The 22,970-nt window shown below is 73.1% G+C and carries 22 protein-coding genes; 9 read left to right on the plus strand and 13 right to left on the minus strand.

The window, feature by feature from the left end:
* Positions 1 to 177: 177 nt before the first annotated feature.
* A complete protein-coding gene (locus tag HHX37_RS09375; RefSeq protein WP_182885147.1) occupies positions 178 to 594 on the minus strand; it encodes a cupin domain-containing protein in 417 nt (138 codons plus the stop codon).
* A 60-nt stretch (positions 595 to 654) separates the two neighbouring features.
* On the opposite strand from HHX37_RS09375, the gene HHX37_RS09380 reads away from it, so the two are divergent.
* On the plus strand, positions 655 to 1,125 hold the full coding sequence (locus tag HHX37_RS09380) for a MarR family winged helix-turn-helix transcriptional regulator (protein WP_182885356.1): 471 nt from the start codon (positions 655 to 657) through the stop codon (positions 1,123 to 1,125).
* Positions 1,126 to 1,173: 48 nt separating this feature from the next.
* On the opposite strand, the gene HHX37_RS09385 is transcribed toward HHX37_RS09380, so the two are convergent.
* The 3 genes from HHX37_RS09385 to HHX37_RS09395 form a co-directional block, all read right to left on the minus strand.
* Positions 1,174 to 2,853 (minus strand): MFS transporter, encoded by a 1,680-nt coding sequence (locus HHX37_RS09385; RefSeq protein WP_310740318.1) that lies wholly within the window; start codon positions 2,851 to 2,853, stop codon positions 1,174 to 1,176.
* Positions 2,850 to 3,497: an LppX_LprAFG lipoprotein gene (locus HHX37_RS09390; RefSeq protein WP_182885148.1), complete on the minus strand. Its 648-nt coding sequence runs from the start codon at positions 3,495 to 3,497 to the stop codon at positions 2,850 to 2,852. Before HHX37_RS09390 ends, HHX37_RS09385 begins: the two co-directional genes overlap by 4 nt.
* A 116-nt stretch (positions 3,498 to 3,613) precedes the next feature.
* On the minus strand, positions 3,614 to 4,090 hold the full coding sequence (locus HHX37_RS09395; protein ID WP_259402978.1) for a MarR family winged helix-turn-helix transcriptional regulator: 477 nt from the start codon (positions 4,088 to 4,090) through the stop codon (positions 3,614 to 3,616).
* Between the two features lie 39 nt (positions 4,091 to 4,129).
* Here HHX37_RS09395 and HHX37_RS09400 point away from each other — a divergent pair, with 39 nt between their 5' ends.
* Entirely contained in the window at positions 4,130 to 5,071 is a 942-nt protein-coding gene (locus tag HHX37_RS09400; RefSeq protein ID WP_117409031.1) for a cation diffusion facilitator family transporter, read from the plus strand.
* Here the strand turns inward: HHX37_RS09400 and HHX37_RS09405 are convergent.
* The gene (locus HHX37_RS09405) at positions 5,051 to 5,698 is read right to left on the minus strand and encodes a 4'-phosphopantetheinyl transferase family protein (RefSeq protein ID WP_182877418.1); all 648 of its coding nucleotides are present in this window, start codon (positions 5,696 to 5,698) and stop codon (positions 5,051 to 5,053) included. The genes HHX37_RS09400 and HHX37_RS09405 overlap by 21 nt on opposite strands.
* A gap of 129 nt (positions 5,699 to 5,827) precedes the next feature.
* Complete coding sequence (locus HHX37_RS09410; protein ID WP_182885149.1) at positions 5,828 to 7,222, minus strand: aminopeptidase P family protein; 1,395 nt, start codon at positions 7,220 to 7,222, stop codon at positions 5,828 to 5,830.
* Between the two features lie 165 nt (positions 7,223 to 7,387).
* Between HHX37_RS09410 and HHX37_RS09415 the strand changes: the two genes are divergently transcribed.
* Entirely contained in the window at positions 7,388 to 7,816 is a 429-nt protein-coding gene (locus HHX37_RS09415) for a CBS domain-containing protein (protein ID WP_182878989.1), read from the plus strand.
* Positions 7,817 to 7,894: 78 nt separating this feature from the next.
* Positions 7,895 to 8,149 (plus strand): Smr/MutS family protein, encoded by a 255-nt coding sequence (locus tag HHX37_RS09420; RefSeq protein WP_036321177.1) that lies wholly within the window; start codon positions 7,895 to 7,897, stop codon positions 8,147 to 8,149.
* A 290-nt stretch (positions 8,150 to 8,439) separates the two neighbouring features.
* Here the strand turns inward: HHX37_RS09420 and HHX37_RS09425 are convergent, their stop codons facing one another.
* The 3 genes from HHX37_RS09425 to HHX37_RS09435 form a co-directional block, all read right to left on the minus strand.
* Entirely contained in the window at positions 8,440 to 8,973 is a 534-nt protein-coding gene (locus tag HHX37_RS09425) for a hypothetical protein (protein ID WP_182878988.1), read from the minus strand.
* Between the two features lie 361 nt (positions 8,974 to 9,334).
* Entirely contained in the window at positions 9,335 to 9,940 is a 606-nt protein-coding gene (locus tag HHX37_RS09430) for a DinB family protein (RefSeq protein ID WP_208759174.1), read from the minus strand.
* 320 nt (positions 9,941 to 10,260) lie between these two features.
* Positions 10,261 to 10,782 carry an HGxxPAAW family protein gene (locus HHX37_RS09435; RefSeq protein ID WP_182885150.1) on the minus strand — a complete coding sequence of 174 codons (522 nt, stop codon included), beginning with the start codon at positions 10,780 to 10,782 and terminating at the stop codon, positions 10,261 to 10,263.
* A 67-nt stretch (positions 10,783 to 10,849) separates the two neighbouring features.
* On the opposite strand from HHX37_RS09435, the gene HHX37_RS09440 reads away from it, so the two are divergent.
* Entirely contained in the window at positions 10,850 to 11,365 is a 516-nt protein-coding gene (locus HHX37_RS09440; RefSeq protein WP_182885151.1) for a MarR family winged helix-turn-helix transcriptional regulator, read from the plus strand.
* Positions 11,366 to 11,481: 116 nt separating this feature from the next.
* On the opposite strand, the gene dhaM is transcribed toward HHX37_RS09440, so the two are convergent.
* From dhaM to dhaK, 3 genes are all read right to left on the minus strand, one after another.
* Positions 11,482 to 11,856, minus strand: coding sequence for a dihydroxyacetone kinase phosphoryl donor subunit DhaM (dhaM, locus tag HHX37_RS09445; protein ID WP_138462380.1), 375 nt, complete (start codon positions 11,854 to 11,856; stop codon positions 11,482 to 11,484).
* A gap of 83 nt (positions 11,857 to 11,939) precedes the next feature.
* Positions 11,940 to 12,566: a dihydroxyacetone kinase subunit DhaL gene (dhaL, locus tag HHX37_RS09450; protein ID WP_182885152.1), complete on the minus strand. Its 627-nt coding sequence runs from the start codon at positions 12,564 to 12,566 to the stop codon at positions 11,940 to 11,942.
* Positions 12,567 to 12,677: 111 nt separating this feature from the next.
* Positions 12,678 to 13,670, minus strand: coding sequence for a dihydroxyacetone kinase subunit DhaK (gene dhaK, locus HHX37_RS09455; protein ID WP_182885153.1), 993 nt, complete (start codon positions 13,668 to 13,670; stop codon positions 12,678 to 12,680).
* A 202-nt stretch (positions 13,671 to 13,872) separates the two neighbouring features.
* Between dhaK and HHX37_RS09460 the strand changes: the two genes are divergently transcribed.
* The 4 genes from HHX37_RS09460 (at position 13,873) to HHX37_RS09475 (ending at position 20,204) form a co-directional block, all read left to right on the plus strand.
* Positions 13,873 to 14,646 (plus strand): cyclase family protein, encoded by a 774-nt coding sequence (locus HHX37_RS09460; RefSeq protein ID WP_182885154.1) that lies wholly within the window; start codon positions 13,873 to 13,875, stop codon positions 14,644 to 14,646.
* A complete protein-coding gene (locus HHX37_RS37655) occupies positions 14,643 to 16,409 on the plus strand; it encodes a thiamine pyrophosphate-binding protein (protein ID WP_182885155.1) in 1,767 nt (588 codons plus the stop codon). Before HHX37_RS09460 ends, HHX37_RS37655 begins: the two co-directional genes overlap by 4 nt.
* A gap of 77 nt (positions 16,410 to 16,486) precedes the next feature.
* Positions 16,487 to 17,224, plus strand: coding sequence for a lysophospholipid acyltransferase family protein (locus tag HHX37_RS09470; protein WP_182885156.1), 738 nt, complete (start codon positions 16,487 to 16,489; stop codon positions 17,222 to 17,224).
* Between the two features lie 163 nt (positions 17,225 to 17,387).
* Positions 17,388 to 20,204: an ATP-binding protein gene (locus HHX37_RS09475; RefSeq protein ID WP_182885157.1), complete on the plus strand. Its 2,817-nt coding sequence runs from the start codon at positions 17,388 to 17,390 to the stop codon at positions 20,202 to 20,204.
* A gap of 107 nt (positions 20,205 to 20,311) precedes the next feature.
* Here the strand turns inward: HHX37_RS09475 and HHX37_RS09480 are convergent, their stop codons facing one another.
* Positions 20,312 to 22,543: a M4 family metallopeptidase gene (locus tag HHX37_RS09480; protein WP_182885158.1), complete on the minus strand. Its 2,232-nt coding sequence runs from the start codon at positions 22,541 to 22,543 to the stop codon at positions 20,312 to 20,314.
* Between the last annotated feature and the right edge of the window lie 427 nt (positions 22,544 to 22,970).

A 22,970-nucleotide genomic window follows, 5' to 3' on the forward strand; every position in this document is an offset into this window, starting at 1 on the left:
ACGGGCGGAGCCCCGGGGGTTCTGCGGGGCGGCGAGCGCCGGAAAGGTACGCGGCCATGGTGGACCCGCGGGTGTCCCGGGCGCCCGGGACACCCGTCCCGCCCCGCCGGGAAGTCGCGCGGGGCGAGATCGGGCGGGGCGAGATCGGGCGGGGCGAGATCGGGCGGAGTGGGGCGGTCAGCGCATCCAGGGCGGGACGATCCGGTCGGTGCCCTTGGGCGCGAGGTCGCAGGCGTCCTCGGCGGTGACCCCGCCGGGGATGTAGACCTCGGCGCCCGCGGGGGCGACGGCGATCGCGCTGAAGCCCGACTCCGCGTCGCTGTGCACCCTGCGGCTGAGGTCGGCCGGCAGGACGATGGTGTCTCCCGCCTCGACGCCGTAGGTCTCGCCGTCGAGGTCGACGGTCGCGCCGCCGGACAGGAAGGTCCACACCTGCTCGCGGTCGCAGGAGTGCAGGGGTCCGCTGTTGCCCGCGGGCATGTCCACACGCCACACGGCGTGCGCCGCCCCTCCCTGCGTCGGGGAGGCCAGGGTGGTCATGACGCCGTTCGGCGTGGTGCTCCGGCGGCTGTCGGCGGAATGGATGACAGACATCGGTGGTGCCTCCTAGAATAGACAACGTCGTTGTCCTTATAGTGAACCAGGTTGTCTATCGTGTCAATCGACCCGCCCGGATTCGAGCTACCGCTGCGGCTCTTCCTGGGATTTCGCGTGCTCATCGACGACCTGCACGCGGAACTGGCCCGTCAGGGGCACCCGCACGCCCGGCCCATGCACGGATTCGTCATGCAGGCGATCGGCGCGGAGGGCACGACCGCCGTGGAACTCGGCCGCACGCTGGGCGTCAGCAAACAGGCGGCGGGCAAGACCATCGACACACTGGAGCGCCTGGGCTACGTGGAGCGTGCCCGGGACGCCCGCGACACGCGCCGCAAGATCGTGCGGCTCACACCGGCGGGCGTCGACCTGCTGACCCGCTCGGCCCGCATCTTCGACGACCTGCGGGCCCGCTGGGCCGCGGTCATCGGGCCGGAGCGGCTCAGGGAGCTGGAAGCCGACCTGCGCAGGGTGACGCCCCCGGACGTCTTCCGGCTCGACGTGCCCGGCTGGTTCGGCGCCTCCTGACCCGCTGCCGTGCGACGTCGGCGCGTGACGTCGGGCTTGGCGTCGGGCTCAGTCCGCGGAACGCCGGGGGAGGGCGAGGGCGGCGACCGCGCCCAGCAGGCACAGCCCGCAAGTGATCAGGAAGATCTCGGCGTACTCCGTGTGCAGCGCCGCCCGGACCTTCGCGGTGTATTCGGCGAGCCTGCGGGCGTACTCGGCCGCGTCCACACCGAACGGCAGCGGCGTGTCGAGATGCGCGGTGAGCGACTGGAACCGGTGGAAGCCCCACGCCGACAGCGCGGCGACGCCCAGCAGCATGCCCATCATCCGGGCCACCACGACCGCCGCCGACACGACGCCGTGCCGCGCCGCCGGGACCACGCGCAACGCCGCGGAGGAGACGGGGGCGATCACCACGCCGAGGCCGAGGCCGGCCACCACGAGGTCGACGTCCGTGCGCACCCCGGCCGAGGCCAGGTCGAGCGGCCAACGGGAGATCATCCAGTAGCCCGCCGCGGCCAGGGCCATGCCCGCCACGGCCACCGGCCGCTCACCGAACCGCCGCACCAGGAACCCGCCGAGGAACGCCGCCACCGCCAGCGCGGCGAGGAACCGGGTGAGCACCAGCGCGCCCCCCACCGCGTCGAGGCCGAGCAGCGTCTGCGCGACGAGCTGCACGTCGACCAGCGTGACCAGCAGCGCCGCCCCGGCGAGCAGGCTCACCGCGAGCGTGGCGAGCAGCGGCCTCCGGGGCACGCCCGTCAGGTCGAGCAGCCGGACCGGAGAGCGGATCTCCCACACCACGAACAGCACGGCCGCCACCACCCCGGCGACCACGCACGGCAGCCCCCACGGCGGCAGCACCGCCGTGCCGGGGGAGGGGTTGTACAGTCCCGCGACCAGCAGGCCGAGGGCCAGCGCCAGCAGTGCTCCGCCGCCCAGATCCGGCCGCGAGGCGTCCGCCCGCGACGCATCCGCCGGTGAGGTGCTCGGCCGTGCGGCGATCACCGGTGAGCCGTCCGGTGGCGAGGCGTCCGGCCGTGCGGCGGCGTCCGTCCCGCCGGTGATCGCCGTGCCCGCGGGGGCGCCCGCCTCCGCGAGGCCCGGCGAACGACGCGGGCGCGCCGCGCCTGGTGGCGGGTGATCCGCGCCGTACGGCTCCCGGCCGCCGGGCACCGCCGCCTGCACGGCGACGGCGGCGATCAGCGTGAGCGGGAGGTTGACCCAGAAAATGCCGCGCCATCCGGCGAGCGCGGCCAGGCCCGCGCCGTACAGCGGGCCGAGCACGCTGCCGAGCTCCTGCGCCGCGCCCACCGCGCCGAGCGCCACGGGCCGGGCCCGTTCGTCCCACAGGTCGCCGATGAGAGCCATCGTGATCGGCAGCAGCGCGCCGCCCGCGACGCCCTGGAGCGTACGGCCCGCGACCAGCGCCGGGACGCTCGCCGCCAGGGCCGTGAGGAGGGAGCCCGCGGCGAACCCGGCCAGGCACGCGTGGATCAGCGCACGCCTGCCGTACCGGTCGGACAGCCGGCCCAGCAGCGGCATCGCCGCGACGTACCCGAGCAGGAACCCGGTCACGACCGGGGTCGCCCTCTCCAGGTGGTTGAGCGGCACGCCGACGTCGGAGGCGATGTCCACCAGGATGGTCACGACGACGTACGCGTCGAGCGCGGCGAGCAGCACGGCGGCGCCGCCGACGGCCAGCGCCAGGCGCCGGCGCCGCACGGTGGTGTCGGCGGGGCCGGTCACGGCTTGGGCGGGGTGATGGTCACGGGGGCGTCGTAGTCCCCGAGGGTGACGGCGGCCGAGCCGCCGCCGAGCGGCAGGTCGATCTTGAGCAGGCGGTTGGTGGCCTTGTCGATCCAGAGCGTGCCCGCGACCTTCTGCTGGACGCCGGGGACCAGCGCGGCCAGCGCGTCCTGCGGCAGGGTGGCCGCCACCCGGTAGGCGGCGGTGTCACCCACCATCTCCTCCGCCTGCGTCCGCACGTCCTGGGCCGCCGACAGCAGGCCGGGCACGCCGGTGAGCACGGCGGAGGGGTCGTAGATCGCCGCGAGCTGCTGCCGGGTCATCGTCTGGTAGCCGCCGGTCGGGCCCTTGAAGTAGACCGTGTCGCCGACGAGCACGAAGTCGATCTCCTGCAGGCCCAGCATCTCGATCTGCACGGTGCCCTTGGCGTCGCCCTCCTTGGTGAGGCTGCCCTCGGCGTGCCGTACGGGCACGGCGGGCTTGTCCTTCGTCTCGATCGTGAAGGCCACCGTCTTGACCCCCCGCATCGCCTCGGCCGACCGCTTCATCAGGGCGGGGCCGTCCGGCAGGGCCGTCTCGCTCTTCGCGTCGCAGGCGGTCACGAGCAGGAGGCCGGCCACGACCAGCCCGAGGATTGTTCGCACAGCCGGATCGTAGCGAGCGGGCGGGGGTGGCACGCGTTCCCGCGGGAATCGGTTTGACGCACCATGTCAGGGGAACTCGGGACCGGTGCGCTTCCCCCGCCACCCCGTCGTCATCACTAGTCGGTTCGCCGGACGCCGCGGACCCCCTGCAGATGGTCGATGACAGGCGCGTAGATCTGTTCCAGCTCGGACACCTGCTCCGGGGTCATCAGGTCGATGAAGTGCCGCCGGACGCTGTCCACGTGGTCCGGCGCCACCCGTCTTATCGTCTCCCACCCCTGATCGGTCAGGACGGCGAAGGTGCCCCGCCGGTCGTCCTCGCACTCTTCACGGGTGACCAGACCGGCCGCCTCCATCCGGGAGATCTGGTGGGACAGGCGGCTGCGCGACTGGATGGTCGCGTCGGCGAGCTCGCTCATCCGCATGCGGCGGCCGGGGCTCTCGGAGAGGTTGACCAGGATCTCGTAGTCGTTCAGCGAAAGGCCGCTCCCTTGGAGCTCTCGATCGAGTTGGAGGAAGAGGAGTCGGTGCGCAGCCAGGTGGGCCCGCCAGGCGCGTTGCTCGTGCGGGGTCAGCCAGCGGTGGTGGTCCATATCGACCAGCATAAGATCAAGTGAACGGATGGAGCGGGTATGCCTGACGGCGAGAACGGCGAGAGCCTGGGCACCGTGGTGGTAGCGGGTGCGGCCAATCTCGCGATCGCGCTGGCCAAGCTCGTGGCCGGTCTGATCAGCTCCTCCTCGGCGATGCTGTCGGAGGCCGCCCACTCGGCCGCCGACACCGCCACGGAGGTCGTGCTGTTCGCCGCGATCCGGCACGGCGAGCGGCCCGCCGACGCCCGTCACCCTCTCGGGCACGGCCGCGCCGCCTATCTGTGGGCGATCGTGGCCGCCTGCTTCACCCTGGTCGTGGGGGCGGGCTTCTCGCTCACGCACGGCTGGCAGACCATCACCAGGGGCGAGGACCTCGGCGACATCGGTGTCTCCTACATCGTGCTCGCGGTGTCGTTCGCGATCGAGTCGGTCTCCCTCTGGCGGGCCCTGCGCCAGTTGCGCGGCGAGGCCCGGCGCTGGCGGGTGAGCCCCGGCCGGTTGCTGGAGCGCACCTCCGACACCATGCTCAAGGCGGTCGTGCTGGAGGACGCGGCCGCCCTGATCGGCATCGCGGTGGCGGCCGTCGGCCTGGTGCTGTCGCAGCTCACCGGATCGGCCGTGTGGGACGGCGCCGCGTCGATCGTCATCGGGCTGCTGCTGCTCTGGGTGGCGCTGACCCTGATCAGGACCAACGCGTCGCTGCTGATCGGGCAGGCGCCTCCGGCCTCGCTGCAGGAGAAGATCAAGGACGTGCTGGCCGAGCAGCCGGAGGTCGAGGGGGTGGTCGAGCTCGCCGCCGTCCTGATGGGCCCCGGCCAGATCCTCGTCGCCGCGAAGATCGACTTCATGGACGAGACGACGGGGGAGCGGCTGGAGCTCGCCGCCGACCAGGTAGAGCGACGGCTCACCGAGCGCTTCCCGGAGATCAAGCAGGTGTTCCTCGACCCCACACCCGGCCGGTCAGCCGCCGAGGAGGTGTAGCTTGGCGGGCTCGTCGGTGACGGCCGAGGCGATCACGGTGCCGGCCGTCCACTCGAGGAAGTGACGGCCCTGCCACTCCAGCGGCACCGTCAGCCCGTCCACCAGCGGCAGGGCCGACAGGTCCGCCTCGCGCAACCGCCCGAGTGTCAGCTCGCCCCGCTTGACCAGCGCCTCCTTGCGCACCCACTGGCGGATGAGGCCGCGGTTGTCGTCGCCCACCAGCTTCGCCTCGGCGGGGGTGAGCGCGAGCGCCACGAGGTTCTCGTCGGCCGGGCCACCCGTGACGTGCTCGGCGTCCACCCCGACCCGGCCATAGCCGGCGACCGCGCAGACGTATCCGGAGGTGTGCGCGAGGCTGATCGACACCTCGGGGGCCTCGGCCAGCCAGGGCCGCCCGTGCGCCTGCCCGCACTCCTCGCAGCGCTGCACCACGGTCAGCATGCACGCGCGGGTGCCCAGCAGTTCGGCGGCGCAGTGCCGTACGAGCAGGTGGGCGGCGACGAAGTCGCGGCGGTCCCCGCTGCGGGTGAAGCGTTCGGCGCGTTCGCGCTCGGCCGGGGTCAGGGTGCCGCCGGCCAGTTCGAGCACGTCGTCGGTGTGGCCGGCCACGGCCAGTGGAGGGCGCACACCGTCACTGTAGGACAGCGATGTGACGATCAAGTGAACTGGGTGCTCCGGACGGTTCCCGCCGCGCTCACCCGCCGCTGACCGCCCTCAACCGGCCGCCGGAGCCGCCTGTCCGCGCCTCGCCCGCGCTCACCCGGCGAGCGCGGACATCCATTCCTCGATGTCGTCCGCCTGGCGCGGCAGCGCGGACGACATCAACCGGGCTCCGCCGGCCGTGATCACCAGGTCGTCCTCGATGCGGACGCCGATCCCGCGCAGTTCGGGCGGCAGCGTCAGGTCGTCGGGCTGGAGATAGAGGCCCGGTTCGACGGTCAGCACCTGGCCCTCCTCCAGCACGCCGTCGAGGTAGGTCTCCGCCCGCGCCCGCGCGCAGTCGTGCACGTCGAGGCCGAGCATGTGGCCGCTGCTGCACAACGTGTAGCGCCGGTGCAGCCCCGCCCCGGCCTGCGCCCGCGTCAGCAGCCCCCATTCGACCAGCCCGTCGGAGATGACCCGCATCGCGGTCTCGTGGAAGTCGCGGAAGCGCGCCCCCGGGCGCAGCGCGGCGATGGCCGCCGTCTGCGCCTCGTACACCAGGTCGTACACCTGCCGCTGCACCGGGTCGAACCGGCCCGACAACGGCAGCGTGCGGGTGACGTCAGCCGTGTAGAGGTTGTCGCCCTCGACCCCGGCGTCCAGCAGCAGCGTCTCCGCGGGGTCGAGCCGGCCGTCGTTGCGGATCCAGTGCAGCACACAGGCGTGCGCCCCGGAGGCCACGATGGACTGGTAGCCCACCGCGTTGCCCTCCAGACGCGAGCGCAGCCCGAAGACGCCCTCGACGTACCGCTCGCCGCGTGGATGCGCGATCGCCGCGGGCAGCGCGCGCACGACGTCCTCGAACCCGCGCACGGTCGCGTCCACCGCCTGCTGCAGCTCCGCGATCTCCCACTCGTCCTTGACCAGCCGCAGCTCCGCCAGGACCGCGGCCAGTTCGGCGTCGCCGTCCGCAGGGGAGACCAGCGCGTCGACCGAGGCGTCCACCCCGCGCAGCACCCGGGCCGGGCCGCGCAGCGCCGCCGGCAGGCTGTCGATGGGCGCGCACTCGATCTGGTACGCCGCCTCGGTCTCGGCGAGACCGGGCCGGCGGCCCACCCAGAACTCGCCGTACCGCCGGTCGCGGTAGAACTCCTGCGAATCGGCGCGGGACGGGCGGGGGCGCAGGAAGAGCCGCGCCTCGCCGGACGGCTCGATGACGAGGACCTCGTCGGGCTGCTGAGCTCCCGTCAGGTAGGCGAACGCGCTGTGCGCCCGGAACCGGTGGTCGTCGTCGTTGCTGCGCGCGACCAGGGTGCCGGAGGGGATGACCAGCCGCTCGCCGGGCAGGCGTTCGGCGAGCCGGGCCCGCCGCTTGGCGGCGTACGCGGCGACGGGCAGCGGCGCCGGCGCGGTCTCCGCGGCGCCGGCCCAGCCGCCCCGCATGAACTCCGCGAGCGCCGCCGGGATCGGGAGATCGTGACTTCCCGTGTTGAGCTGCTTGTCCGTCATCGATCATCTCCAGGTGGCGGCGATATTTGACCATCGTAGGGGCGTAGGCCCTTGACGAGGGAAGACGGTCGCTGTTGCCTGGGGAAACAGGATGCGCCGCGCCGGGCGGCCGGCGCGGGAAAGACGGGGACGAGTCCCCCGGGTGCCCCTGGGAAGGCGGTGTCGATGCTCATCGGGACGATCTTGCAGAGTAAGGGAACAGGCGTGGCGACCGTTCCACCGCACGCCACGGTGTCAGAGCTTCTCGCCCGGCTGGCGGAGCTGAACATCGGTGCGGTGGTGGTGTCGGAGGATGGCCTGTCCATCGACGGCATCGTGTCGGAACGCGACGTCGTCCGGCGGCTGCACGAGGACGGGGCCGCGCTGCTCGGCCGGCCCGTCTCGTCGATCATGACCTCGGAGGTGCGCACCTGCGGCCCGGACGCCAACGTGGACGACCTGCGCCGCACGATGACCAACCACCGGATCCGGCACGTGCCGGTGGTCCGCGACGGCCGCCTGGCGGGCATCGTCAGCATCGGCGACGTGGTCAAGAGCTCGATCCAGGAACTGGAGAGCGAACGGGAGGCCCTGGTCGGCTACATCAACGGCTGACGGCCCCCCGCGGGGCGGGGCCGCCCTCGGCCGCCTCGCCCCGTGCCGCCGCGCGTACGGCGATCTAGACTGGCTCGTGTGAAGCTGAAGCTGGACCTCCACGACATCTACAACAAGGGCAGCGAGATCGACCGGGCGCTGCACGGCATCATCCAGGAGGCCGTACGCAAGAAGGCGACCCAGGTGGAGATCATCCCCGGCAAGGGGTCCGGCCAGCTCAAGAAGAAGGTGCTGCGCTTCCTGGAGCAGAAGGAGATCAAGGCGCTCTACCACCGGATCGACAAGGACGCCAAGAACCACGGCCGTCTGTTCGTCTACTTCCAGTGGAAGTAAGGGCATCTCTCATCTGCCGGCGTAAACGCCCTGTTGATCTCCGCTAGGGCACAACCAGGGCACTCGGCCTGGTCTGCTCCTGGGTGAAGAACGCGTCCATAGCCTTGAGCGCTCGATCTGCTGCGTTCGGCATGAGGTGGGTGTACGTCCGGAGCGTGAAACCCGGGTTGGCGTGTCCGAGGTATTCCGCGACTGTATCGCGGGACCGGTGTTCTGCTCGTTGAGTGACTACCGTTCAGCGCCCTCGTATGAGCGCAGCTCGCCACAGTGCGCTTGCCGCAGCCGTCACGTCAGATATGGCGGTCCATACTGACGCTCGCGGCGGCGGCGAAGTCCCGAACGCACTTACGGTACGCGTCCCGAGCCTCCTCGAAGCGGGCGCGCCCTTCGTCTCGGCCGTTGGCCAGTTCGTAGAGACAGCGGTTGCCTGAGAAGGCGGCCTGGAGCACAGCCTCCGCACACTCGGCGACACCTGCGGGTCCCTCCAGGACGACTACGCGAGTCCCGTGCTTGAGCGGTTCGAAAGCGTTCCTCAGCGCGTCTCTGGTCCGTTTGATATGCGCGTCGACGTCTGCTTGATCGTTCCCGCCCGACGGGAACAGGATGCCATCTAGGCGGAAGTAAAGTTCCTCAGTGACGCCCGCCTGACGCATGAATTCCAGATACGCCGCCTTGCGTGCCTCTCGCTGCTCCCGCACAAACTGCGCGCGCGCCGACAGCTCCTCCTGGGCCGTGGCAGCTCGGCGGTTGCCGTGGCTGGTGACCCAGCTCGCGATAACCGCCGTCGCGCCGGTAAGAACCGCGACCCAAACCGTGCCGTCCATGCGCACCTCCGAGAGGGGACCGTCGCGTCGTTCAACGAGCTGTATGGACGCGAGGCTCCCTTCCCGATTGGCTTCTACGAATATGTCACCCTCCGGTGGTTAAGCGGTGCGGCATCGATGACAAGGACCCGTCGTCCAGTCCGCCAGCTGTTCCGTCGCTGTTCCGCCGGAGCATGCAAGATCTCTGAAACACCGAGCGCCACTGCGACGACCATTCCAGGTCATCGAGGTGGTCATCACAGTTACCGCAGGCCAGAGCGACGGACGAGCACTTCCCGTGGAAGTGGGGGCCCGACGCGTGATCGTTGCGGGCACTCTACGAATTGACCGCTGCGCGTGCCGTGGCTCGGGCGCTCATCGGTTATTGGCCGACGCGGCCGTCGATGCGCTCGCGCAGGAGGTCGGCGTGGCCGCAGTGCCGCGCGTACTCCACGATGTGCGCCACCAGGATGTCGCGAAGCTGCAGGTCAGCCCCGTCTGGGCCGAGGTCGGAGACGCCGGCGTTCCAGGTGCCGAGGTCGGCGACTCCGGCCACGAACTGGTCGGTGCGCTCCACCTCGGTGCGCCACTGCCGCCAGGCGTCCTCCACGACCGCCGGGTCGGCGATCGCGCCGTTCCAGTCGCCGTCGCGGTCCTCGTCGGTGCGGTACAGGTGCGGCGCGTCCTCGCCGGCCATGACCCGGCGCAGGTGTCTCTCCCCCTCGGTCAGGTGCCGCACCAGCCCGAGCAGGGACATCGTGGACGGTGGTACGGACCGCTGGGCAAGCTGTTCGGCATCCAGGCCCGCGCATTTCATTTCCATGGTCAGGCGGTAGTGGCGCAGATAGTCGAGCAGTACGCCTCGTTCGTCGATCGCCGCGACATCGGTTTCGCGCGGGTCGTCGTCCGGGTCGACCCACATGTCGCGGTACACGGTCGACTTCGTCCAGCGCGTGAGAAGGGGTTCGCCCGCGTCAGAGGTGGTCACCACAGCATCCTCGGCCATGTGGACTCCGGGGGCCACCGAATATCCGCGCGGTCGCCCGCCCCTCGTCAGCGGCCGCGACCCGGACCAGCCGAACACCGCCCAGGTCGGCGTTTCACGGCCTCCACCTGCACCACTTGAGTGCCGCCGGAGCGGCGGTCCAGACGATCTCCATCGTGGTGCCGGCCGTTGTCCTGCCCGTCGTCGTGCTCCTGATGGCCGGTGGACTCGGGCAAGCGAAGATCAGAACATGACTCGATGGATCCCCGGGGAGGAGAGGCCGCGCCGCCACCGGCCCCGGACGCCCGGCGCCGGGCTGGTCGTCATCGCCGTGGCGGCACGGTCACGGGCGCGCGCGTGACCTCCACCGCGACCGGGACGGCGTCGGACGACGGGACTCGCACCCGGCCGGGGACGGCGGCACCGGGGGCCACGGCACCGCCGGTGGCGGACTCCCGGCCGATTCCGCTCCCGCTCCCGCGTAGGACTTCGGCGCCGTACGCGGACCGGTGCACCGGGCTGATCTCCGGGCTGGTCGCCGGGGCGCTCGGGCTGCCCGCGAGACGGCACGCGAGGCAGCGGTCGTGGCCCGTCATCGGGTCCTTCACCCGCCAGTCCCACTGCTCCGGAGGCCGGGGGCCACTGGGCTTGCCCCACCCCGCGAGGTGCAGCGCCCAGGTGACCAGACCACCCAGGACGATCACGGCGAGGCCGAGGCGGATGCCGAGCGGCCAGGCCGCGCACATCGCCACCCCCACCGTCGTGCAGCCAGCCAGCACGACGGCGCAGCCGGTCCAGCCCGCGATCGTGTGCCCGAGATCGACGTCGTCGTGCAGGCCGCTCATGATTCTCCTCGATGCGGGGAAGAAGTATCTTACCTACTAAACATCTTAGATACTAAGGAGACTGCCGATGGAGGGCAAGCCGCGCCCGGAGGCGACGCACGAGCAGGCCCTCGCCGGCATGGACCAGCTGATCGCGCTCAGTCTGGTCGGGCAGCAGGACATCGCCCAGCGGCTCGGGCTGAACGTCACCGACCTGACCTGTCTCGGCTTCGTCCTGGCGGCGGGGGACGACCCGATCAGCGCGGGCGCGCTCGCCCGGCAGGCCGGTCTCACCACGGGCGCGGTGACCGGCGTGCTGAACCGCCTCGAACGGGCCGGGTACGCGCATCGGGAGGCGGACCCGGCGGACCGGCGGCGGGTGCGGGTCGTCGCCAACCCGGCCGCGGTCGTCACGGTGACGGCCGTGTACGAACCCTTCTACCGGAGGCTCAACGAGCTGTTCGCCGGCTACACGCCCGGCGAGATCGCCGTGCTGTCCGACTGGTTCACCCGCGCGGGCGACCTCATGCGGACGTATCTGGAGGAGATCCGGCGCGACGAGCACGCCGGCGTGCCCCGCACCCGGCGCACGCGGAGTCGCTGAGGCCGCCGGAGACCGGCGAGATCCGCGACCTCCCGGAGCGGCCGAAAGGGCCCTCGCACCGTCGGCGGGAGCGGCGGTGGCCGGTCAGCCGCCGAGCGCGGGCCCGGGCCGGAGGCTCAGAGCTTGCGGAAGTGCCATGCCTCCTCGGCGGCGGCCAGCACGCCGTCGAGAGACGCTCCGCCGCCCGCGGCCACGACCGCGGAGACGGCGCCCTCCACGAACGGCACATCGGCGATCACCACCCGGCCGGGGCTCTCCAGCAGCCGGGCGGTCAGCACCGAGCTGCCCAGGTCGGGGATCAGCACGACACCGTCCCCCTGGTCCACCTCCTCGACCGCCGCGCTCACCCGGTCGGGGCTGGTGCCGAGACCGCCGTCCTCGGTGCCCCCGGCCGCCGCCAGTGGCACCTTCGCCCCGCCGATCTGCCTGGCCAGCGCGGCCGTCTCCGCGGCCAGGCCGCCACTGTGCGAGATCAGTACGATGCCGACCATTCGTCACTCCTGCCGTGCTGCGTGATCGGAACGTGAGCCGGGCGCGCCACGCCCTCCCCGGAAACGCCGCGCCCACCTCCCGGTCATCGGGAGGCGGCGGCCCTGAGCGCGCCGAAGACGAGAGCGGTCGAGGCCGCGCCCGGGTCCTCGTGCCCGACGCTGCGTTGTCCCAGGTAGCTCGCCCTGCCCTTGCGCGCCTGCAGCGGCACCGTGGCCCTCGCCCCCTCCGCCGCCGCCGTGGCCGCCGCCTCCAGGGCCTCCTCCGGCTTCAGTCCGTCCCGTACGGCCCGGGACAGCGCCGCGGCGGCGGGGGCGAGGGCGTCGACCATCGTCTTGTCGCCCTCCGCCGCCGAGCCGAGGCGCCGTACGCCGGCCAGGGCCGCGTCCACGCCCGCGCTCAGCTCGGCCGGCGAGATCTCGGTGGCCTCGCCGAACGCCTTGCCCATCTCCCGGAAGGCGGTGCCGTAGAGGGGGCCGGAGGCGCCGCCCACCTTGCGGATCAGGGTGGTGCCCGTCAGCACGAGGAGCGCGCCGGGAGTCCCCGGCGGGGCGGCGGCCAGCGCCTCACCGACCGCGGTGAACCCGCGGTCGAGGTTCGTCCCGTGGTCGGCGTCGCCGATCGCGGCGTCCAGCTCGGTGAGGTGGTCGCGCCCGGCCCGTACGGCGGAAGTGATCTCCTCGATCCAGGCGGCGAAGAACTCGGTGTTCACGAAGCGGCTCCCAGGGCGGATCTCGGGACGGATCTCAGGGCGGATCTCAGAGGGGATCTCGGGACCGAGCTGAAGGCGTGTTCCGGGGCACACCTCCCGGCCGGGCGGCGGTCAGCGGCCCCAGCGCAGCGCGGGCGTCTCCACCGGCGCGTCCCACAGCCGGGTGAGCTCGCCGGTCAGCGCGCAGGTCGTCACCATGAAGCCCTGCATGTCGAGGCTGGTCACGTAGTTGCCGACCAGGCTGCGCACGACCGTCGCGCCCTTCTCCCGAAGGTACGCCTCCACCTCGGCGAAGACGACGTACAGCTCGATGAGCGGCGTCCCGCCCATGCCGTTGACCATCACCAGCGTCTCGCCGGACGGCGGCAGGTCGTCGGCGATCGCGTCCACGGCGATGCGGGCGATCTCCCGGGCCTCGCCCATCGCGGCGCGGGCGCGGCCGGGCTCGCCGTGGATGCCGATGCCGAGCTCGATCTCCGTCTCGCCGAGCTCGAAGGTGGGCTTGCCCGCCGCCGGCACGGTGCAGGGCGTCAGCGCCACGCCGAAGGACCGGCTCCGCTCGTTGACCTCCCGGGCCACCCGCGCCACCTCGGCGAGGGGCGCGCCGGTCTCCGCCAGCGCACCGGCGATCTTCTCCACGAACAGCGTGGCGCCGGTGCCCCGGCGGCCCGCCGTGTAGAGGGAGTCGCGCACGGCCACGTCGTCGTTCACCAGCACGGTGGCGACCTCGACGCCCTCGTCGCCGCTGAGCTCGGCGGCCATCTCGAAGTTCAGCACGTCGCCGGTGTAGTTCTTCACGATGTGCAGCACGCCCGCCCCGCCGTCCACGCCCTTGGTGGCCTCGACGAGCTGGTCGGGCACGGGCGAGGTGAAGACCTCCCCGGGACAGGCCGCGTCGAGCATGCCGTGCCCGACGAACCCGGCGTGCAGGGGCTCGTGCCCTGAGCCGCCGCCGGAGACCAGCCCGACCTTGCCGGGACGGGGGCCCTCCGCGCGGAAGACGACGGCGTTCTCCAGGTCCACACGGAGTGAGGGGTGGGCCGCGGCCATGCCGCGCAGCGCGTCGGAGACGAGCGAGCCGGCGCTGTTGATCAGCTTCTTCACAGACGTCTCCCTCGTTCCTCCACGCGCTTCCTCGCGCCGCCGCAGGCCTGATCGGCCCGTCCTCGACCTTCGTCCGCGCGGACCGGCCGCGTCAAGGGCCGTCGTCCGTACGGCTCCGCTTGTGTAAAGAGCGTCATATGGCGTTCGGGGGTGGCGGTGTAGGAGGATCGGCAGGGGGTGTCCTGACTGTTGGGGAGGCGGAATGTCGGTGTTGCGGGATCTGGTGGACGGCATCCGGGGAGGGGGGATCGACGTCCTGGACCTCACCGCGCCGTTGAGCGAGCGGACACCGATCCTCGCCCTGCCGGAGCCGTTCGGCCAGACGGTGCCGTTCACGCTCCAGGAGATCAGCCGGTACGACGACCGCGGCCCGGCCTGGTACTGGAACAACTTCACGACCGGCGAGCACACCGGCACGCACTTCGACGCCCCGGTCCACTGGGTGACCGGGCGTGACGGCGAGGACGTGTCGCAGGTCGCCCCCGCCCGGCTGATCGCCCCCGCGGTCGTGCTGGACTTCAGCGCTCAGTCGGCGGAGAACCCCGACTTCCTGCTGGAGATCGACCACGTCAAGGCGTGGGAGTCCGAGCACGGCCCGCTGCCCGACGGCGGATGGCTGCTCTACCGCACCGGCTGGGACGTACGCGCCCACGACCAGGGGGAGTTCCTCAACGCCGACGAGACGGGCCCGCACACGCCCGGCATGTCGGCCGACTGCGCCCGGTTCCTCGCCGAGGAGACGCCGATCGCGGGCATCGGCGTGGAGACCGTGGGCACCGACGCGGGCGCCGCGCACTCCTTCGACCCCGCGTTCCCCTGCCACTCGTACCTGCTCGGCGCGGGCAAGTACGGCCTGACCCAGCTGCGCAACCTCGACCGGCTGCCGCCGGTCGGCGCGGTGGTGATCGCGGGCCCGCTGCCGATCGTCGGCGGCTCGGGCAGCCCGGTCCGCGTGCTGGCGCTGGTGGAGCGGTGAACGTCGCGGAGGCCGTCGGCGCGGTCCTCGCCTCCCTCGGCGTGAGGGCGGCCTTCGGCGTCGTCGGCAGCGGCAACTTCCACGTCACCAACGCGCTCGCCGAGCACGGCGTGCGGTACGTCGCGGCGCGGCACGAGTGCGGCGCCGCCACGATGGCCGACGCGTACGCGCGGATGAGCGGCACGGTCACGGTCGTGTCGGTCCACCAGGGGCCCGGCCTGACCAACGCGCTGACCGGCGTCACCGAGGCGGCCAAGAGCCGGACGCCGCTGCTGGTGCTCGCCCCGGAGGTGACCTCGCCCACCTCCAACTTCCGGATCGACCAGACCGCGCTCGCCGAGGCCGTGGGCGCGCACTGCGCCCGGATCGGGTCGGCCGAGACGGTCGTGGACGACACCGTGATGGCCTTCCTCGCCGCCCTGCTCGGGCGGCGCACCGTGGTGCTCAACCTGCCGCTGGGCGTGCAGGCCGAGGAGCTTCCCGAGGAGGTCGCCGGGTCCGTACGCGAACTGGTGGCGGGCCGGGGCGGCGCGCACCGCGGCGTGGCGAGCCGCGTCCCCGCGCCCTGGGGGCTCACGTTCCCCCTGGAGCCGCCCGCCGAGGCGGCCGCGGAGGCGGAGGAGGGGGAGCCCGAGGGGCTCGCGGCGGAGCCGTCCGACGCGCTCACCCGGTTCGCGCGGCTGCTGGCCGGGGCGAGCCGCCCGGTCTTCGTGGCCGGGCGGGGCGCGCGGGGCGCCCGCCGCGAACTGGAGGCGCTCGGCGAGCACGTCGGCGCGCTGTTCGCCACCTCGGCGGTCGCCAAGGGCCACTTCCACGGCAGCCCCTGGGATCTCGACGTGAGCGGCGGGTTCGCCACCCCGCTCGCGGCCGAGCTGATCCGTGAGGCCGACCTCGTCGTCGGCTGGGGGTGCTCGTTCACCATGTGGACCACCCGGCACGGCACGCTCATCGGGCCGGAGGCCAAGGTGGTCCAGGTCGACCTCGACCCCGACGCCCTCGGCGTGCACCGCGAGGTGGACCTCGGCGTCGTCGGCGACGTCCGCGAGACCGCGCGGGCGGTCGGCGCCCTGCTCGCCGGGCCCGGGGGCCGCGGTGAGCCCGCGACCGGCTACCGCACCCCCGAGATCGCCGCACGGATCGCCCGGGAAGGGCGCTGGCGCGATGTCCCGTACGAGGACACCAGCGCGGGGGGGCGCATCGACCCCCGCACGCTGACGATCGGGCTCGACGACCTGCTCCCGGAGGAGCGCCTGGTGGCCGTCGACTCGGGCAACTTCATGGGCTATCCCTCGATGTTCCTCACCGTGCCCGACGGCAGCGCGTTCTGCTTCACGCAGGCGTTCCAGTCGATCGGGCTGGGCCTCGCCACCGCGATCGGGGCGGCCCTCGCGCGGCCCGACCGCGTGACGGTCGCCGCGCTGGGCGACGGCGGCGCCCTGATGGGCATCGCCGAACTGGAGACGGTCGTACGGCTCGGCCTGCCGATGATGATCGTCGTCTACGACGACGAGGAGTACGGCGCGGAGGTGCACCACTTCGCCCCGCACGGGCTCCCGCTCGGCGTCGTCACCTTCCCGCCCGTGGACATCGCCGGGATCGGCCGGGGCTTCGGGTGCGAGGCGGTGACCGTGCGGACGGAGGAGGACCTGGCCGGCGTCGCCGCCTGGCTGAAGGGCCCGCGCGACAAGCCGCTCGTCGTCCACGCGAAGGTCACCGCCGACACCCCCGCGTGGTGGCTGGAGGAGGCGTTCCGCGGGCACTGAGGCGCGGTCCCGCGTGACACGTCCGAGGAGAACGGGCGGCCGTAGAAGTTACGCGTGAGTAGGTTACGGTTTCAGGCATGGCCGAGATCGTGTACCCGCCGGTTCTGCGGACCGCCCTGACCGCCTTCAGACTGCTCGACCTCAGGTTTCACATGGAGGGCACGGAGCGGATCCCTCGCGGCGGCGGCGCGGTCCTGGTGAGCAACCACGTCAGCTACCTCGACTTCGTCTTCGCCGGCTTCGCGGCCCACCCCGCCGGGCGGCTGGTCCGGTTCATGGCGAAGAAGGAGGTCTTCGAGCACCCCGTGTCGGGTCCGCTGATGCGCGGCATGCACCACATCCCGGTGGACCGGTCGGCCGGCGCGGGCGCCTACGACGCCGCCGTACGCGCCCTGAAGGACGGCGAGATCGTCGGCAACTTCGCCGAGGCGACGATCAGCCGGTCGTTCACGCTCAAGGAGATCAAGAGCGGCCCGATCCGGATGGCGGCCGAGGCCGGTGTGCCGGTGATCCCGGTCGCCCTGTGGGGCGGCCAGCGGCTGTGGACCAAGGGGCGGCCCCGCCGGCTGCTGCAGCGGCACGTCCCGATCACGATCCTGGTCGGCGAGCCCCTGCACCCCGGCATCGGCGACGACATCGCCGGGCTCACCGCGGACCTGCGGCGGCGGATGGCGGACCTGCTCGACGAGGCCCAGCGGACCTATCCCGACCGGCCGGAGGGCGTGTGGTGGCAGCCGGCCCATCTCGGCGGCACCGCCCCCACCCCCGAGGAGGCCGCCGCGCTCGACGCCGCCGACCGCTCCCGGCGGAGGTAGCCCGAGGCTCGCCGTCACCGGCGGGCCCGCCCGCCGGTGTGACACCGCTGCGCGGGATATGACCGCTTCCGCAACAAGGCTGTTACGTACAAGGCTTGACCATGGGTCAAGGGGCGGGGATAACTGGCTCGGGGGCCTCGCAACCGTCACCTTGGAGCCGTGCATGAGCATCGTGCCCTCGTCCCCGCTGGTCGGGCGCGCACCCGAGCTGGCGACCCTGATCGACGCGATGGCCCGCCCGCCCGCGGTGGTCCTGGTGGAGGGCGAGGCGGGCATCGGCAAGACCCGGCTCGTCCGCGCCGCGCTGGACCGGCTCCCGCGCGGCGACCGCGCCGTCCTGCTCGGCTACTGCCACCAGATCCGCGAGCCCTTCCCGTACGGGCCGGTCTTCGAGGCGCTGCGGGACATCAGGGGACGGCTCCCGGCGGCGCACCGGCTCAACCCGGTCACCGGGGCGCTGCGCGGGCACCTGCCCGAGCTGGCCGGCGCGCTGCCGCCGTCGCCGCAGCCGCTGAACGATCCGCGGGCCGAACGGCACCGGGTGTTCCGGGGGATACGCGCCCTGCTGACGGCCGTCGGACCGGCCGTGCTGGTGATCGAGGACCTGCACTGGGCCGACGACGGCACCCGCGACCTGCTGCGGTTCCTGAGCGGCCAGCCGCCAGAGGGTCTCGCGATCGTGGTGACCCGCAGGCGCGAGGAGGGCGGCCCGCCCGGGCCGCCGCTCGGCCTCGCCTACCGGCACCAGCCCGACACCGCGCACCTGACGGTCCGGCTGACCCCGCTGGACGTGTCCGGCGTGGGCAGCCTGGCCGGCGCGCTGCTGGAGCGCTCCGACCTGCCGGCCGGGTTCGTCGCGCGGCTGTACGAGCGCACGGCCGGCATCCCGTTCGTGGTGGAGGAGATGGTCCGGTCGCTGCCCGGCGTCGAGGAGCCCGACGCCCTGGAACGTGCCGGTGTGCCGCTGCTGCTGCGTGAGGCCATGGCGGAGCGGATGGCCTGCCTGTCCCCGGCGGCGGTGGGCGCGGTGCAGGCGGCGGCGGTGCTGGGGCTCCCCGCGGACGAGCATCTGATCGCGGCGGTGAGCGGCGATTCCGCCGGGCTGGGCGAGGCGCTGCGCGCCGGAGTGTTGCACGAGCACCCCGGCGGCCGGTACGGCTTCCGCCACGCGCTGGCCCAGCAGGCCGTCTACGACGCCGTTCCCGGCCCGGACCGCAGGTCGGCGCACGACCGGGCGATGACCGCGCTCGGGGCGATGGAGTCGCCGCCGCTGGTGCAGCTCGCGTTCCACGCCAGGCACGCCGGGGACACCGCGGCCTGGATCGGCCACGGCACGGCCGCCGCCCGGCAGGCCGCCGCGCTCGGTGACACCGCCCTGGCCGTGGAGGTCATCGAGGGGATGCTCGACGATCCCGGCCTGCCCGCCCCGGCCCGCGGCCCGCTCGCCCTCATGCTGAGCCGGCTCGCCGCGACCGGCCTGTCGCACCAGCGGGTGGTACGGCTGCTCCGTCACCTGCTGCGCGGCGAGTTCCTGTCCGGCGACGTACGCGGCGAGGTGCGCCTGAACCTCGGCCTGGTGCTGTCCAACCAGGCCGGCGACGTCGCCGCCGGTCGGCCGGAGATGACGGCCGCCCTCGCCGAGCTGAGCGACCGCCCGACGCTGGCGGCGCGCGGCTGGGCCAGCCTGGCGATGCCGGAGTGGGGTGACGAACCGGTGTCGGAGCACGCGGGATGGATGGCCCGCGCCGAGGCGCTCGTCGCCGCCGCCGACAACCCGGAGCTCGCGGCGGCGGTGCTGGCCAACCGGGCCTCCTTCGAGATGACGATCGGGTCCGCCGACGCCTTCGCCGTCGCCGCCCGGCTTCCGGTCGCCGACCCCGTCACGGAGGTGCGGCGGGAGGCCGCCCGGGCGTTCTGCAACCTGCACGACTCGGCGACCACGCTGGGGCTCTACGGTGCGGCCGAGCGGTTCGCCCGGGAGGGCCGGCGGCTCGCGCTGGAGACCGGCGCGCAGTATCCCGCCTATCTCGTCGAGGCCTCCACGATCCGCAGGGAGTGGCTCACCGGACGCTGGGACGGGCTCCGCGACCGGGCGGCGTCCCTGGGGGAGCTGGCGACCGAGACCCCGCTGATCGCGGTGGACCTCTGGCTGGTGCTCGGCCTGCTCGCCCTGGCGACGGGCGAGTGGGAGGAGGCACTCAAGCACTTCCACAACGCGGGGCTGGACGCGCCGGAGTCGCGGCACGCCCCGGTCGTGGCGGCCGCCGCCGGTGGCCTCGTCGAGCTGCACCTCGCCCGCGGCAGGGTGGACGCCGCGGTGACGGAGGCCGAGCGGGCGGTCGTCCGGCTGCGCCGCAAAGGCGTGTGGGTGTGGGGCGCGACGCTGGTGCCGTCCGCCGTGACCGCGTTCGCCGCGGCCGGCCGGCTGCGTGCGGCGCACGACCTGGCGACCGAGTACGCCGGAGGAGTCGCGGGCCGGGTCGCCCCCGCCGCGCACGCCGCGCTCGACGCCGCGCTGGCCGCGCTCGCGTCCGCGGAGGGCCGGCACGCCGACGCCGCCGGCCTGTTCGCCCGGGCCCGCCGGGCGTACGGGGTCCTGCCCCAGCCGTACGCCGCGGCGCGGGCGGCGGAGGGCGAGGCGCGGGCCCGGCTCGCCCTCGGGGACGGAGCCGCCACCCCCGCACTCAGGGAGACGGCCGAGCGGTACGCCCGCCTCGGCGCGACGCACGACGCCGCCCGCTGCCGGCGGCTGCTGCGCGAGATCGGCGTGGAGGTCCGGCTGCCGGGCGGGCGGGGGAGGAAGGCCGGCGGGCTGTCGCAGCGGGAGAAGGAGGTGGCCCGGCTCGTCGCGCTCGGCCGGACCAACCGGGAGATCGCCGATGTGCTCTTCCTGTCGACGCGCACGGTGGAGACCCACGTCGCCACCGTGCTGCGCAAGCTCGGCGTCCGCTCGCGGACCCAGATCGCGCCGCCCGCCTGACCACGTCCGGCCCGGCACGAACCGCGCGAGCCTCGCCGTCGAGGCCACGGAACGCGGGAACCCCCGGGACCGGTGGAGCCGGTCCCGGGGGTCCTCATGGCCGTCGCTCAGACGGTGATGCTCCACGAGTCGAGATAACCCGTGTCGAGGGTGTACTGGTCCCTGACCTCCAGGGTCCAGGTGCCCGCCGCGGGCTGGGTGACCGCGACCGAGTAGGTGCGGGTGCCGAACGACGTGCAGCTGACGCCGCCGCTCGACTTGACGGTGTACCAGGTGCCGTTCGGGCCCTGGAGCCTGATCCGCAGGTCCTCGGCGCAGGTGTGCGAGATGGTCACGCTGAGCTGGACCGGGGACACCGCGTTACCGCTCGCGTTCGACGTGACCGGGCTGGTGATCGTCGTGAGGTCGTTGATGGTGTAGTCCGTGCCGTTGGTGAACGTGCGTCCGCCGGAGGTGCCCGACACGGTGAGGGTGTACGTCGCGGTGTGGCCGCCCGACGAGCCGGTGCCCGTGATCGTCACCGGATAGGTGCCGCCGGGCGTCGACGCGCTGGTGGCGATGGTCAGGGTGGAGGAGCCGCCCGAGGTCACCGAGGACGGGCTGAAGGACGCGGTCGCCCCGGACGGAAGCCCGGAGGCGGTGAGGGCGACGGTCTGCGCGCTACCCGAGGTGGTCGACGTCGAGACGGTCGTGGTGGCCGACTGGCCGGCGGTCACGGTGCCCGCGGTGGGGCTGAGCGACAGGGAGAAGTCGTTGCCCGAGGCGCTGCAGCTCGGCTCGCCCGACTGCACCGGGACGCCGACCGCGTTCCAGGCCGCCTTGGTGGCCGCGCACTCGGCGCTGCTCGCGCCGTACAGCTCGACCGCCGCCGCCAGCGACGCCGACCGGATGCCCGCGTACTTCCAGGTCGAGGTCTTGCGCTGCAGCGCGCCCATGTAGATCTTGCCGGCCTTCTGGATGGAGATGCCGGTCACCGACGAGGGGCCGCCGGAGCAGATCGGGCTGTTCGGCTTGCCGCCGCCCGGCGAGGAGCCCTCGGCGAGCAGGTAGAACCAGTGGTTCAGCGGGCCGGCCGCGGCGTGCACCTCGGTGCTGGGGATCGAGGAGGAGTAGCAGTTGGGGTCGCCGGCGAGCGACGGGTTGTACATGTACCGGATCGGCCCGCTGCCGACGAGGTTGACCAGCTCGCCCACCTGGTAGTCCGGCGCGTCGTTCGGGTTGTTGGCGTACGCCTCGGTGAGGGCGCCGAAGATGTCGCCGGTGGCCTCGTTGATGCCGCCGTTCTCGTTGCCGGAACCGGCGCCGCCCGGGGTGGTCTGGAAGATGGCGTGGCCGAACTCGTGCGCCACCACGTCGATCGAGGTGGCCTGGCGGGCGTTGTCCTGCGAGTGGCCGAAGTTGGTGTAGCTGCCGTTCCAGTACGCGTTCACGTCGGACAGGCCCACACGGGTGGGGAAGCCGCCGCCGCTGCCGTTGATGCCGTTGCGGCCGAGCCAGCTGGAGAGCATGTCCCACTCGCGCTGGACGGCGTACAACGCGTCCACGCAGGCGGTCTCCAGGTTCGTCCCGCTGCCGGTGCCCCACGCGTCGTCGGTGCCGGTGTAGGCCGACCCGTTCTGCCCGCCGCACTTGAGGCCGCTGCGGGTGGAGTCGGTCATCGAGTACGACGTGCCGGAGCCGCTGGTGTTGATGGTCACCGCACCGTAGTAGTAACCGGTGCCGCTGCCCTCCCTGACCTGGTCGTAGGAGTCGGCGATCTCACCGGTGGCCGCGTCGACGAACACGTGCTGGATGCTCGGCCGGCCGGAGGCGAGGCCGGAGACCACGGCCTCCCAGGCCAGGCGCGGCTTGTGGCCCCAGGCGAGGACCACCAGGCGCGGGGCGGCGCTGTCGTCGACCCGGGTCAGCACGGTCTTCGCCTTCTCCGTGGCGCTCGCGGCGCTCACCGACGGCGAGGTCGGCACACCCAGGGTCGTGGCGCCGGAGGCCGCCGTGGTGTCGCGGACGCGTCCGTTGCCGTCGGCGACCACCACTGCGTCGCCGCCCACCATCGGCAGGCCCTTGTAGGTGCGCTCGTAGCTGACGTAGTACATGCCGCCGGCGCCCGCCGTCACGGCGCTGCGCCGATAGCTCTCGTTGGGGGTCACGCGCAGGTCGTCCAGGCCGCTCGCGACGGCCTGGTCGGCCGCGGCCGCGGCGCGCTGCGCCGGGTCGGCGGCGGCCGACCGCACCTGCTCCTGGCTGCCTGGAGGGGGTTTGGCGGCCGCTTCGGTGGTGGGGGCGGCCAGGCCCGCCAGGGCCAGCGCGGCGGCCGTTGCGAGCAGTGCTCCACGCCTCATGGGCGTCGTCCTTTCTCTGCCTCCCACGCCGTGTCCGCTTGGGTGGGCGGGCGACGGCGGTCGCGCCGCCGGGGGAGAGGCCGGGCGGCGGACACGGTGGGATTCGGGGGGTGAGGAGAGAAACGCGTGGTTCCGGGGAGCCGGGGCGAGGATGGCCCGCCCGCGTCATCCGGGACCTAGGAAGAGGTCACGTCACGGTGCTCCTTGCTCTGTCGTCGCGGCCGGAGTGGCGGTCCGGGGCGGTGGTCCGGGGCGGTGGTCCCTGGTGTCGGTCCCTGATGGTCCGGGGCGGTGGTCCGTGGTGTCGGTCCGTGGTGGTGGGCCGGGGTCCGGCTGGGGGGTGGCGGCCTCTGCCGTGACGCTAGAGCCGTGATCAGCGCCTGAATATCCGTAGAAGTATCCGTACATATACGGAAAGCCGGGAAAG

The sequence above is a fragment of the Microbispora sp. H10885 genome (assembly GCF_014161415.1).
Taxonomy (GTDB): Bacteria; Actinomycetota; Actinomycetes; order Streptosporangiales; family Streptosporangiaceae; genus Microbispora; species Microbispora triticiradicis.

Bases quoted from the DNA above. Each gene is read 5' to 3' on its own strand.
- HHX37_RS09375 (WP_182885147.1), bottom strand. From the start codon at position 594: ATGTCTGTCATCCATTCCGCCGACAGCCGCCGGAGCACCACGCCGAAC.
- HHX37_RS09395 (WP_259402978.1), bottom strand. From the start codon at position 4,090: ATGGACCACCACCGCTGGCTGACCCCGCACGAGCAACGCGCCTGGCGG.
- HHX37_RS09400 (WP_117409031.1), top strand. From the start codon at position 4,130: ATGCCTGACGGCGAGAACGGCGAGAGCCTGGGCACCGTGGTGGTAGCG.
- HHX37_RS09410 (WP_182885149.1), bottom strand. From the start codon at position 7,222: ATGACGGACAAGCAGCTCAACACGGGAAGTCACGATCTCCCGATCCCG.
- HHX37_RS09415 (WP_182878989.1), top strand. From the start codon at position 7,388: ATGCTCATCGGGACGATCTTGCAGAGTAAGGGAACAGGCGTGGCGACC.
- HHX37_RS09425 (WP_182878988.1), bottom strand. From the start codon at position 8,973: ATGGACGGCACGGTTTGGGTCGCGGTTCTTACCGGCGCGACGGCGGTT.
- HHX37_RS09435 (WP_182885150.1), bottom strand. From the start codon at position 10,782: ATGAGCGGCCTGCACGACGACGTCGATCTCGGGCACACGATCGCGGGC.
- HHX37_RS09440 (WP_182885151.1), top strand. From the start codon at position 10,850: ATGGAGGGCAAGCCGCGCCCGGAGGCGACGCACGAGCAGGCCCTCGCC.
- dhaM (WP_138462380.1), bottom strand. From the start codon at position 11,856: ATGGTCGGCATCGTACTGATCTCGCACAGTGGCGGCCTGGCCGCGGAG.
- HHX37_RS09460 (WP_182885154.1), top strand. From the start codon at position 13,873: ATGTCGGTGTTGCGGGATCTGGTGGACGGCATCCGGGGAGGGGGGATC.
- HHX37_RS09470 (WP_182885156.1), top strand. From the start codon at position 16,487: ATGGCCGAGATCGTGTACCCGCCGGTTCTGCGGACCGCCCTGACCGCC.
- HHX37_RS09475 (WP_182885157.1), top strand. From the start codon at position 17,388: ATGAGCATCGTGCCCTCGTCCCCGCTGGTCGGGCGCGCACCCGAGCTG.
- HHX37_RS09480 (WP_182885158.1), bottom strand. From the start codon at position 22,543: ATGAGGCGTGGAGCACTGCTCGCAACGGCCGCCGCGCTGGCCCTGGCG.